Here is a 12,604-nt window from a genome sequence, read left to right as displayed (position 1 = left end):
CCACAACTCCTTTAGGTTAACTACATGACACAGACTAAGATTGTTACCCAAGCCCTTTGTTGCTGCTGTAAAACTCCGTTTTACGGCCGAAGGCGCGTGTCTGTTTGTTAGTATAACTACCCGTATTTCTAAGGCCGTCGATGCATGCATCCACGGCCTTTTTTATTTTTGCAAGGAAGAAGCTATGAATTATCCCTCTCCCGTTCAGCTGTTTAATACGCTCACCAGGACCCTTCAGCCCTTTCGCACCATTCGGGAAAACGAAGTCGGGCTCTATGCTTGTGGCCCGACAGTTTATGATTACGCGCATATCGGCAATTTGCGTACCTACTTGTTTGTTGATGTTTTGACACGAGTACTGAGACTAAACGGTTATCAAGTCAAGCACGTCATGAATATCACCGATGTTGGTCATCTGGTCTCTGATGATGACAGTGGAGAAGACAAAATGGAAAAAGGCGCGCGTAAACAAGGGAAAAGTGCGTGGGAAATTGCTCGCTACTTTGAACAAGTCTTTTTCACGGATTTACACCAATTGAACATCGACCTACCGAGTCAGGTGTGCCGTGCCACAGAGCATATTGAAGAGCAGATAGCGTTTGTGCGTGAGCTGCAAGAAAAAGGCTTTACCTACAGAACCAGTGACGGTATCTACTTTGATACAGAAAAGCTCGCTAATTATGGCGAGTTGGCCAAACTGGATAAAAAAGGACTCGCGTCTGGTATTCGTGTGGAGATGGCGGAGAAAAAGCTGCCCACCGATTTTGCGCTGTGGAAGTTCAGTGGCGAGCAACAAAGACAAATGGAGTGGCCGAGCCCTTGGGGCATTGGGTTTCCCGGCTGGCACATCGAATGTTCCGCGATGGCCGAAAAGTATTTGGGTAAGCGATTTGATATTCATGTCGGCGGCGAAGATCATATCCCAATTCATCACACCAACGAGATCGCCCAATGTGAAGCAAAGAATGGCCATATTCAGGCCAATTTTTGGTTGCATGGCTATTTTCTGCAACTCAGCAATGAAAAGATCTCCAAATCCGGAACGTCAATGCGCTTAGAAAGTTTGTTGCAGCAAAGCTACACCCCGCTGGCTTATCGTTACCTCACGTTGACTGCCCACTATCGCAGCCACTTGAACTTTACTTGGCAAGGGTTAAGCGGTGCGCAGACCGCACTGAATCGTATGAGGCGGAGGCTCGCTGATTTACCCGAAGGCGGGCAAGTGGATGCGGCTTTCCGAGAGCGTTTTATTGTGCTGGTCAACCGCGATCTCAACATGCCGCAAGCTTTGGCACTTGCTTGGCAAGTGTTCGACAGTGACATTTCACTGGAGGATAAAAGAGCAACCTTGCTCTATTTTGACCGCGTGTTTGGTTTACAGTTGGAGCGCAATGAGGAGATTATCGTCCCAGCGCAAGTACAAGTACTGGCGGATAAACGTTTGGCGCTGAAACAGCAAGGACGTTATCAAGAGGCGGATAAACTAAGAGATGAGATAGTGGCACTCGGTTACCAAGTGAATGATGTTGGCAATCACACCACCACTTTACAGAGGCGTTAAGGTTGGATACGACGGGTCTATTTACACTGTAAACTGAAGACAAAAACAACCCCAGCCTGTGCTGGGGTTGGTGTTAACTGACGGCGCGAACTTTGCCTTGTTTGAGATCACTGAGCACTTGTGTTTTGGGCCCATCGGCAATAATGCTGCCTTTTTCCATCACGATGACGCGCTCCACCACATCCAACATCGAAGTTTTATGCGTGATGAGAATCAGCGTTTCACTCAGTTTTAGTTGAGAGAGCTGATGCTTGATCTGCATTTCCGAGCGGTTATCCATCGCGCTGGTTGGCTCGTCCATTAGTAGGATTGGCGGCCGCCCCAAAAACGCCCGCGCAATGGTGACCGCTTGTCGCTGACCACCCGAGAGCATTGCGCCACCTTCGCCCACTTGGCGTTCCAAACCAGCAGGATCGGCTTGGGTAAAGTTAGTTACCCCTGCGCGGTTAGCGGCGTCTAACACATCCCTATCGTCGACCAAAGGACGCCCCAAGGTAATGTTCTCGCGAATGGAGCCAAAGAACAGAGTGCTATCTTGCGGAACACAACCAATGTTGCGGCGGATATCGACATGATGCAACTGCTCAATATCGGTGTCATCGATACGCACGTGTCCAGCTGTGGGTTTGTATAAGCCCATAATCAGCCGCTCAAGGGTGGTTTTACCCGAACCAATACGGCCAATAATGGCGACTTTTTCTCCCGGATTAATGGTCAGGCTCAAATCACGAATAGAAGCGATGGGAGCATCAGGGTAGTGAAACGTCACTCGATCCAGCTCAATTTTGCCTTGCACAATAGGGCGGTGAATATAGCGTTTGCCTTCTTCTTGCTCGTCTGGCATTTCCATCACCTGATTAATGATGGTCATTGACGATTTGGCTTGATTGTAGCGAGTCGATAACAGTGAAAGCTGCACTAGCGGGCCGATCGCTTTGCCGCTCAGCATGGTCGCGGCGATCAGGCCACCCATGGTCAGATCACCCTCAGAGATGAGATAGACGCCAAGAATGATCATGCCCACGCTGGCACTTTGTTGCACAAAGCCAGCGGCACTTTGGATGCTGTCGGTGATGCGGCGGGTTTTGATGTTCCAGTTGGCCATGTGTGCAACCGCTTCTTCCCAGCGGTACTGGAACTGTCCTTGTGCGCTGAACAGTTTGACCGTTTCCAGCCCGGCTAGGCTTTCGATTAGGTTGGCGTATTTCTGTGACGCCAAACGGGAACCTTCTTCAATCGAGCGGCGCAGCGGGCCTTGAATGAGGAATGAGTGAATCATCACGATCAGCACGCCGATGATGGGTACCCAAACCAAGTTGCCCGCCATCAGCCAAATCAGTAAGAGAAACAGCAACGCGAAGGGAAGGTCAATCAGCGAGCTTATCGTTGCCGAAGTGAAGAACTCGCGAATCGATTCAAACTCTTGCAGATGGCGAGCAAAAGCGCCGACTGAAGGTGGCTTCGATTCCATACGAATGCCCATCACTTTGCTAAACAACTTGGAAGAAATCAAAATGTCCGACTTTTTCCCTGCCACATCAATAAAGTAATTGCGCAGCATTTTTAGGACAAAATCGAACAGGAAGACAACAAAAATTCCGCTTGCCAGTACCCACAAGGTTTCAAATGCGAGATTTGGCACTACCTTGTCGTAGACAATACGAGTAAACATCGGCGCTGCGATAGCAAATAAGTTAATCAGGATAGAAGCGATTAAGACGTCACGATAGATGTGTTTTGATTGCCACAAAGTAGACCAGAACCAGTGACCTTCGCGCGTTTTAAGAATCTCAGGCGAACGTTCGTCATAACGAAACTGCTTTTTGACTAAGAAATAGCGCCCAGTGTACTGCGCTTTGAGCTCGTCTAAAGGAATGACGACCGGCACCATACCACTTTCTAAGGTGGTGATTTCCGCTTCGCCTTTTTCTTGGTTGAGGCTGTTAAGCACGCACGAGTCACCGCCTTTGAGCAGCAAAATGGCGGGCAAGACTAAGCTGGAGATGGCTTCGAGTTCTGCGCGGTTCTCTTTCGCAACCAAGCCTGCGCGCTCTGCAGAGCGTGGCAGCAGAAAAGGCGTCAGCTTGCCATCGGAGAGTGGCAAACCATTGACCAGCGCCTCCGGCGAGTTGGCCAGCCCGTAATAGCGGCTGACGTATATCAGCGAATTCAACAATGGATCTTTCATGAGATAACCTTACTACTCTTTATCTACGATGAAGCCCTGGAATACTTCAACAAAATGTTCTGACAAGAAGTCCAACTGCGTTTGGGTTTCTACCCTTGAGGCGATGGTGGTGATACCCAGATTGTGGGCCGCCCGAGAGATGGACGTCAGGGTGAATTTCTGCTTTTCATCGTCCAAATTGTGGGTAAACAGATAGTCGAGTTTGACGTAGTTAGGACGATACTCATTAATGTAATCGAGCGATTGGAAGTTACGACCGTAGTTGTCCACGCCAAACTCGGCACCAGCGTTACGAATAGCGTGGCACAATAAAGCGGTGTGGTGTGGCTGGTTTACAAAGCACTCTTCTGGGATCTCAAAATGAAGCAAAGACGCCACTGATTTATGTTTATCGAGTGTATTGGTTATCCAACGGATGAAGCTGGGCTGTGACAGACTGCTGTGGGCGATGTTGATCGCCATCGGCTCGGTGAAGGTTTTACGCTCCAGCAGCTTGATCATCGATTCAATCACATATTCGTCAAACAGGTGGGTTGCTTCGAGCTGTTCCAACGCATAGAGATATTGGTTAGCACGGTAAACCACGCCCTCTTTTTCAATGCTGGAGAAGACTTCACGGTGGAACGTATTACCAGTGCGGCTGTTGGCTGATTGAAAACGGAACTGAATCCAATCGTTATGAATCGCTTCTTCCACCAACGCTTTCCACTGCTGTTTGCCCATAGTACTGCCTTGTGTGTCGGTGCCGACAAAGCCGTAGGTAAGCTCTGGTGACGCTTTGGCTTTGGAAAGCGCGTTGTCGACCATAGAGAGCATTTCTGTGCGTGTTTTGCTGTCTTTGTTATGCGCAACCCCCAACGCCACTTTGGCATCAGCAGTACCTGTTGGGTCAGTATTGAGCATTTGTACGCAATTGATGATGCTGTCCGCGACAATTTTGAGCTCACTCTCATCCATGTGAGGGAAGATAAAACCAAACTCATCGCTTGAGATACGTGCCATGGTTGCGCCCGGAACGGTGATGGTGCTCTCGAGCTGTTTTGCCAGCTCTGCCACCATACGATCGGCCGATTGATAATCTTTGTTGTCATACACTTCGCCGATGTACTCGGCGTTGAGTACCGCGACGCCGCCGGGCGCATTTTCCGCAAGCCACTGATCGAGCTGACTGATATAGAAAGAGCGGTTGCCCAGCTTCGATACAGGGTCGATGTACGCCTGCTCACGCAGACGCTGTGCCTCTTTCGCCTGAATCTTAAAGGAGACTTCAATCTGTGATGACATGCGGTTAATGCCATCAACGACGGCAATCAAATCTTTGGTGTGAGGGCGAGCAAGTGGTTCGCCAAACTTGTTGTTGGCGATGTCGTTCATCTTCTCAATGATGGCGGTGAGCGGTTTCAGCGAGCGTTTGAGGATGTAAGCAATCGCGAGTAGACCGATGACAAAGATGCCACTAAATGCGCTGACAAGGCGCATAAAAGCTTGCCAAAGCTGTTCGTATGCAGCGCCAGGGTGGCTCACTATCTCCACTTCCGCCAGTTGCAACCAACCGCTGGTGACAATGCGCTGATCATGGATGCGCTGGAACAGGTTTAACTTGCTAAACCAAGCAGGCACTGAGTTCGGCTTGACTGGGTAAGTGCGAATGATCTCTTCCCCAGAATCGAGGAAGATAAGCCGCACCACCGAGTAAGTACTGCCATCAAACAGGGCGTTGATCACCGATTCCACCGCAACTTTATCTTTGTCTTTCAGATAAGGAGCCAGCGCTAAACCAACGGTGTTGATGGTGTTGTTCATCTCGGAGCGTTGCTGCTGCTCTAGGCTATTCCGAGTGGTGTTGAATTCGATTACAAATACTGATGCCATCAGCAGGATAAACACTGTAATCATACCAACCACAAGTTGCTTGTATAATGTCATGCTCATTACTCGTCATAGTTAATGATAGGTTTGTTTAGCTTGAGTGTTTTTTCTCTTGAACGAAGATCGTTCCACAAGCTTAAACGGGATGAATCGCCAGCCAGTTGTCCGTTGGAGTTGGCGGATTTCATCAACCAGAGATTTTTACCGTTAAAACTGTATATCGGCAGCAGATCCTGACGCTTGGACGCTTTAAGGATCCTTGGATTGAGGTTGTCGAGGATCAATGGCTCCGAGCTTGGCGTTTTATAGTAAGCCAGTACCATGTGGAACTGATTGAGTTCCAAGGCTTTGACGTACACCAAGCGCAGTTTGTTGTCCGAGACGCCCAATTCCAGCAATGAAAAATATTTGGCGATGGTGAAGTCTTCACAATCGCCTGCATTACTGCCTAAAAATTCCAGTGGCGTGGCCCAATAATCTTTTTGTCCCCACAGCTGAATGTCGTCGACAAAATAGAGTTGGTTGAAAAAATCGTTGATGCCTGCCAGTTGTTCTTGTTCTTCTAACTGTTTGAAAAAGTCTATATTCTCGCGCCAAGCCGCTACACGTTTTCCTGCCCTTTGCCCATAGGTGCTGGATACCGCATCAACCCATTTCTGCTCGGTGGTGTTGAGCGCTTGAGAGCTAAACGCCGCCCAACCGAGTAACGCGAGTCCAACCCATCGGCCTGCGTTGTTGGTGTTGTGCCTTAGCAGACTGAGCGCTGCTTTAAAGTGTCTCTTATTCTTTAAGGGCATTGCTTTGCGCGCTAAGAATGGGTTTAAGCAAATACTCCAATACTGTTCGCTTACCGGTGATGATGTCCACTGAAGCCGTCATGCCGGGAATAATCGGCAAATCGGCATCTTGGCCAAAATTGGTCTTTTCCGTGCGAACGCGAACAATATAGAAGCTGTTTCCCTCCTCATCTTTGGTGGTATCGGCGCTGATGTGCTCCAGTACTCCCGTCAGGCCGCCGTACTTACTAAAATCGTAGGCGGTGAACTTCACCACCGCCGACAAGTTCGGTCTGAGGAAGGCGATATCTTGCGGGGCAATTTTTGCCTCGACTAAAAGCGTGTCTTCGGTGGGGACTATCTCAACAATATCCATCCCCGGCTGAATCACGCCGCCGACGGTATTAATGTTCAGCGTTTTAATTTTGCCGGTAACCGGTGAGACCACCACGGTTCGTTTCACTCTGTCTTTTAGCCCAACGGTAGATTCCACAAGCGCCGAGAGCTGATCTTGCGCTTTATTGAGCTTTTCTTGCTGTTCCGAGCGAAACTTCAGCGCCGCATCAATGCGGCTGAGCATGGACTCGCGAATCGAAGACTGCAGAACCGGAATTTTTAGCTCGGTCGACGTCAGTTCACGGCGGGTATCGTTGACTTGACGCTGCAACTTGAGCAGCTCGATTTTTGGCACTACACCTTCGTCGGCCAGCGGTTGAGTGATCTCCAGCTCTTTCTTGGCGAACTCGTACCCTTGTCGCAAGCTTTTCACGCGCGATTGGATTTCCACCAAGTCTTGCTGTTTCTGCCTAACTTGCTGGGTTAACACGGAAAGTTGGTTGCGTAAGTTATTTAAATTTTGGCGATATTCTGCTTTTTGTCTCTGGATCAGATCAGCCTGCTCTTGCTCCAATTGTTCAGGGAAACTGAGCTGGCTGTAGTTGATCACCACACTTTTTTCCCACTCGGCGTTGGTAAACTCTTCATCGATTTCGACACTGTCGATTGAGGCGGTGAGTTGCAGCACTGCCGCCGTTAAGTTCGCTACTTGCTGCTCACGTTCGCGATAGTCAGAGCGAAAACGGGTGTCGTCGATCAGTAACAGTTGCTGGCCTTTTTGTACCAACTGACCCTCTTTTACCAGAATTTCTTTAACTAACCCCCCTTCGAGGTTTTGTACAATTTGGATTTGCGACGAGGGGATCACTTTCCCTTGACCGACGGTCACTTTGTCGATTTCGGCCCACGAGGCCCAGCCAATCGAAATGGCAAAAAACAACACAATCACCCACAACATAAGGCGCGCATTGGTGGGGGTGTTTAAAAGCAAAGCGGCGGTTTTGTCGTCGACAAAATCGAGCTCTTGGTTGCTGAGCTTGTTGTAGTTGTTGCTGCTCATGCACTGTCCTTGTTTGATTATTTGTCTAAGTAATTGTAAGCCCAGTCGGAAATAATGTTAAAGGCAGGACCGGCAAATCGAGTGCTGCCTAATATTACTTGCTTACGGTTCTTTAAATTGAGATTTATCTAGCTGATGCTTTTTAAGCTTATCATACAGCGTTTTACGCGATATCTGTAATTCGTGTTGCACGTCTTTTAACCGCCCACCATGCCGTTGCAGAGCGTCAAACAGCAAGGTGTATTCGAAATAATCCATACGTTGGGCCATGCTTTGCGCTTCGCCTTGGTTGAGCTGTTCGACATCTTGCCAAGAGACAAACTGCTGCGCTTTCAGTGCCCGCAGTTCGGCAAACTGACGCAACTGGCGAATATTTTCTGGCCATGATTGCTGTTGGATGGCGTCTAGCTCAGCGGCGGTGATACGCGGAGGTTGCACTTGATAGCGGCTGCAAGCATTGCGCACAAAGTGTTTGTACAGCGCCGGAATGTCCTCTTTGCGCGCATCCAACGGTGGCAGTGACACGCTATCAATTTCGCCTTGCAACGCGGTTGGCAGTGCTTGCGTTGAACAGACCAAGCGGGTGCCGTTTAGGGGCACAGAGAGCAGCGCTTGCCATTGAGACGGTTTGAGCACTTCGCCATCATTAATATACAAAGTGCCGTGCTTATGTTGTTCCAGCAGGCGAGCAAGCTTGCTCTGGATCTCGTCTGCGGGCATATCGCTAAAGTAAAAACCAGAAATGGGGACCAGTTCGCCTTCCGCGCGGTTGTGAATGTCGTAGAAAAACTGCGCGCACAGCCGCTTCCCCGTGCCACTGTCACCCAGCAAAATCAGCGGTTTTTCGGGATTGGCACTGATCAAAGCGCGGCGAATCTGCACCATGGCTTGTGAATAGCCAATCAGCTTGGAACCGGCATGAGTCTGCATGTCGAGCTCTTTTTTCAGCCAGACGTTTTCTTGCAGCAGCGCCAGCTTATCTTGTGCATTGCGGATCGCTTTCAGCAGACTATCGCTGGAAAAGGGTTTTTCGAGAAAATCGTACGCACCGCTTTTCATCGCTTGCACAGCGGTTTTTACATCGCCGTAGCCAGTTAAGACGATCACCTGAAAATGCGCGTTGCGCTCAAGCAACTGAGCGAGGAAGGCTAAGCCATTCATCACTGGCATATGAATATCGGTGATCACAACCGCAGGCTCGCCGCTATCGATCTGTTTGAGCGCTTCTACGGCGTTGGGGAAGGTTTGTACTTCAACGCCCTCTATCATCAGGGCTTGGCTGACTGAATCGCGGATGTGTGGTTCGTCATCGACGAAGTAAATTCGGTTTTGCATGCTTTATTCTTGTGTCGGCACGAGACGTGGGAGGCGGATGGTAAAACGCATGCCTAGCGGCGAGCGCGCTTGTACCTCAAGCGAGCCTTGATAGCTCTCGATGATGCGCCGGGAAATGGTTAAACCCAGCCCTAATCCTTCAGGCTTGGTAGTATAAAAAGGGTCAAACAAGTGAGCGAGTTTTTGTGTCTCTACGCCCGGGCCGTTGTCCGCAACACTGAGTTGGCACCAATCACTATCATGGTGGCATTCGACAACGATTTGCGCGTCGGCCTGCCCATCCATCGCTTGTGCGGCGTTATGGATAAGATTGATCAGCACCTGTTCGAGCTCGACATGGTGAATGTTGGCGGCGAGTGTGGTCAAAATGGGCTCGACTTTGAGGGTGACGCCTGATTTGATCAGTTTATTGCTTAAAATTCGCGTGGCATTGTGCACCGAATCGTGCAGATTGGCGCAATAGCGCCGATCATCGGTGGTGGATTTACGGGTAAAGACTTTCAGGCGCGCAATCACCTCATGGATGGTTTGATTGAGCTCAAGCATCTGTTCAAGGTTGCCCTTGACGAGATCAATTTTGTCCATCGCCAGCAGCTTTTGGCTGTTTTCAGTGTAAGTACGTAGCGCCGCAAGCGGTTGGTTAATTTCATGATTGATGCTGGCCGAGAGCTCACCTAGTAGTGCCAGTTTTGCCGCTTGCGTTAGTTCTTGTTGTGTCTGTTTGAGCTCTTGCTGGCTTTTTTCATACTGAATGATGGTTTGCTGCAATTGGCTATTCGCTTGGCTGAGCACTTCGGTGCGCTGGGTCACTTTCTGTTCAAGCTCGGCATTGAGTCTGGCGAGCTGCTGCTTATTAGTTAGGGTTTGACGCCAAGCAAAGGCGATCAGGGTAATTAAACCGAAAATCAATAAGAAGATGGTGTCGGCTTGTAGCGCAGCGAGAATACGTTGCTGATGCGGTGCGAGCGTTACCACACGAAAACCGTTTTCGTTACTGGCTGAAATGAACACTTGGTAGCGTGCCGCCATCAAGGCGGCCGCTTCAGGACCGAGATACAGCGGCAGTTGAATATCGGGGTGCGCAGCAGGCGCTTGCAGGCCATATTGCTGATTTTGCACGATTTGCGCGATACGTTGCCCATCAATCGGTGCTAGGGCCGTGTAGCGCCAACGCGGATGATTGCTTAGAAACGCCACTTGGTTCTCATCTAACACCATGATGTCTGCCCGCTCTGGTGCGATGGTCTCTTCAAGCGCTTCCAAACTCACTTTCACGGTTATCACGCCAAGGATTTCATCGGCGTGCCAAATCGGCGCAGAGTAAAAATAGCCGCGTTTGTTGGAGCGAATACCCAAAGCAACGTAGCGGGCGATCTCGCCCTGAATGGCGGTCATAAAGTAAGGGCGAAAAGAGAAGTTTTCGCCGACAAAGGAGTCGTCTTGCTGGTAGTTACTCGACCCTAGCACCAAACCGTTTCGATCGTGCAGATAGATGGTATCGGCCAATGTCTGCTGCGACCAATCGGCCAGCAAGCGATTGAGTGCGCTTTGATCGCCTTGCTCCGTGAGGTAGGCCGCTAGGCGAGGATCGTGGCTGAGCAGCTTGGGGATCTGCTCAAATTTCGCCAGCTCCGAGGCGATCTGCTGGGTGGCTCTTTCCGAGTAGTTCTTCAGAGTGTTGGCCCATTTTTTTTCCAGATAGTGCGAGGCAGAAAAATGGGTGACCAAAAGGCCGGCAACACCAAGTAAGGTAACGAGTAAGACAAAGCGACGCAACGATGGACGATTAGAAACGGACACTGGAAACCCAAGCCACAGCGAAGATGAAAGGAGGTTTACTTTAACTGCGAGCGCGCCAAAGATAAACCGATGCACCGCAACAACGCGAAACCGATCTTAGTTTTACAAACGGCCATCAAACCTTGAGTTTGTCTGCGTTCGGGCGCACAATCGGCAAAAAATAGTGAAGGAGTAGAGATGGAACTTGCTGATATTCGCCGTGAATACACCAAAGGTGGTTTACGACGCAAAGATTTGAAAGAAAATCCGATTGACCAGTTTAATCTTTGGCTGGAGCAGGCGATTCGTGCCAACTTAAGCGATCCCACCGCGATGACAGTGGCCACGGTTGATGAAAATGGCATGCCTTTTCAACGCATCGTACTGTTGAAAAGTGTCGATGAAAATGGCTTTGTCTTTTACACCAATTTAGGCAGCCGCAAAGCGCAGCATTTAGAGCACAACAGCAAAATCAGTCTGCATTTTCCCTGGCATCCACTCGAGCGCCAAGTGCACATTACCGGCACAGCGGAGAAGTTGACGGCGATGGAGAATCTGAAATATTTCACCTCGCGACCCAAAGAGAGCCAACTGGCGGCGATTGCCAGCCGTCAGAGTAGCCGAATTTCAGCGCGTGGTGTGTTGGAAGGGAAGTTCCTTGAGTTAAAACAGAAGTTCGCCAACGGGGATATTCCGGTGCCCAGCTTCTGGGGTGGTTTCCGAGTTAAGCCGCAAAGCGTTGAGTTTTGGCAAGGAGGCGAGCATCGTCTGCACGATCGCTTCCTGTTTAGTCGAACTGAAGGCGAGTGGCAAATCGATCGTCTTGCTCCTTAACGCTTTTTTCTGGCGGCCGACGTCACAGTTGGTCGCCGTTGAGTACTACCGAAAGCTGCGTTTGCAACAAACTCTCCGGGATCATCGATCCAAATCCTGCCTCTAGCGCTTTATCAATCAGCTGATTTTTACTATTGGCCGCAAATTTCGTGCGCAACCTCGCCACATGCCCTTCAACGGTCTTGATGGAAATGCCCATAATTTTCGCGATGTATTGTGGCTTGCGGCCGTAAAGCAACAAAAACAGCGTCTCTTGCTCTCGCGCGGTTAAGTTTTTTGGCACGCTGACCGATTCATCGAATCGAAAACTGCTGCGTGTATCTTGATGCAGCCCCGTAGCGCGGCACACCCAGTAACCCACTTCCAGCACCGCTGTGTCGGTCAGCTCTTGCCCATAAAAAATAGTGCCTTGCACTTCCCCTTCCGCGTTACGCCAGGGAGATTTAGTGAAGATGTGCGCGTGCCAGTGACCATCTGGATAAGGATGAATATCGAGGATTTTTAGCGTGCGGCCTGTTTCCATCACGTATTTATCTTGACGTTGGAACTCTGCGGCGCATTCAGTGGTTGGGCTGGGCATCTGGAAATCGGTTAAACCAATGCAATCTTCTGCTTTGCGATGGCCGATTAACTGCGCGTAGTGATGATTGGCGTAACGAAATACGGAGTCTTTATCTTTGCAGCCCCAACAGCCAGGTAACTGATGAAAAAGAGATTGTTCGACAGAAGTAAATGAAATCGTCACGTTGCAACTCGCTTTTACGACACTAGGGCAGAATAGATATGCGCTTGATTGGTGTGCAATCTTTTGGTTGCGCTATATATTATAAGCAATGTCTCATTTTTGCGAGGATTATCAATAAAGA

General features: G+C 49.7%; 9 protein-coding genes. 2 read left to right on the top strand and 7 right to left on the bottom strand.

The window, feature by feature from the left end:
- Positions 1 to 184: 184 nt before the first annotated feature.
- On the top strand, positions 185 to 1,561 hold the full coding sequence (gene cysS / locus EA26_RS08270) for a cysteine--tRNA ligase (RefSeq protein WP_039426614.1): 1,377 nt from the start codon (positions 185 to 187) through the stop codon (positions 1,559 to 1,561).
- Between the two features lie 73 nt (positions 1,562 to 1,634).
- On the opposite strand, the gene EA26_RS08265 is transcribed toward cysS, so the two are convergent.
- The 6 genes from EA26_RS08265 to EA26_RS08240 form a co-directional block, all read right to left on the bottom strand.
- Positions 1,635 to 3,749 carry a type I secretion system permease/ATPase gene (locus tag EA26_RS08265; protein WP_039426612.1) on the bottom strand — a complete coding sequence of 705 codons (2,115 nt, stop codon included), beginning with the start codon at positions 3,747 to 3,749 and terminating at the stop codon, positions 1,635 to 1,637.
- A gap of 12 nt (positions 3,750 to 3,761) precedes the next feature.
- Positions 3,762 to 5,675 (bottom strand): bifunctional diguanylate cyclase/phosphodiesterase, encoded by a 1,914-nt coding sequence (locus EA26_RS08260; protein WP_039428894.1) that lies wholly within the window; start codon positions 5,673 to 5,675, stop codon positions 3,762 to 3,764.
- A 5-nt stretch (positions 5,676 to 5,680) separates the two neighbouring features.
- Positions 5,681 to 6,415: a transglutaminase-like cysteine peptidase gene (locus EA26_RS08255; protein WP_039426610.1), complete on the bottom strand. Its 735-nt coding sequence runs from the start codon at positions 6,413 to 6,415 to the stop codon at positions 5,681 to 5,683.
- Positions 6,399 to 7,790 carry an HlyD family type I secretion periplasmic adaptor subunit gene (locus tag EA26_RS08250; RefSeq protein ID WP_039426607.1) on the bottom strand — a complete coding sequence of 464 codons (1,392 nt, stop codon included), beginning with the start codon at positions 7,788 to 7,790 and terminating at the stop codon, positions 6,399 to 6,401. The genes EA26_RS08255 and EA26_RS08250 overlap by 17 nt, the downstream gene beginning before the upstream one ends.
- A gap of 102 nt (positions 7,791 to 7,892) precedes the next feature.
- Positions 7,893 to 9,125 carry a sigma-54-dependent transcriptional regulator gene (locus EA26_RS08245; RefSeq protein ID WP_039426603.1) on the bottom strand — a complete coding sequence of 411 codons (1,233 nt, stop codon included), beginning with the start codon at positions 9,123 to 9,125 and terminating at the stop codon, positions 7,893 to 7,895.
- A 3-nt stretch (positions 9,126 to 9,128) separates the two neighbouring features.
- Positions 9,129 to 10,925 (bottom strand): sensor histidine kinase, encoded by a 1,797-nt coding sequence (locus EA26_RS08240; protein ID WP_039428891.1) that lies wholly within the window; start codon positions 10,923 to 10,925, stop codon positions 9,129 to 9,131.
- A 177-nt stretch (positions 10,926 to 11,102) separates the two neighbouring features.
- Here EA26_RS08240 and pdxH point away from each other — a divergent pair, with 177 nt between their 5' ends.
- Positions 11,103 to 11,738, top strand: a complete 636-nt coding sequence (gene pdxH / locus EA26_RS08235) for a pyridoxamine 5'-phosphate oxidase (RefSeq protein ID WP_039426601.1) — start codon at positions 11,103 to 11,105, stop codon at positions 11,736 to 11,738.
- Positions 11,739 to 11,760: 22 nt separating this feature from the next.
- Here pdxH and EA26_RS08230 read toward each other — a convergent pair whose 3' ends face one another.
- A complete protein-coding gene (locus tag EA26_RS08230) occupies positions 11,761 to 12,483 on the bottom strand; it encodes a helix-turn-helix transcriptional regulator (RefSeq protein ID WP_039426598.1) in 723 nt (240 codons plus the stop codon).
- Between the last annotated feature and the right edge of the window lie 121 nt (positions 12,484 to 12,604).

Origin of the sequence: Vibrio navarrensis (assembly GCF_000764325.1) — a bacterium.
Taxonomy (GTDB): Bacteria; Pseudomonadota; Gammaproteobacteria; order Enterobacterales; family Vibrionaceae; genus Vibrio; species Vibrio navarrensis.
Note: the sequence above shows the minus strand (reverse complement) of the source record. Positions and strands in the feature narration are given on the sequence as shown.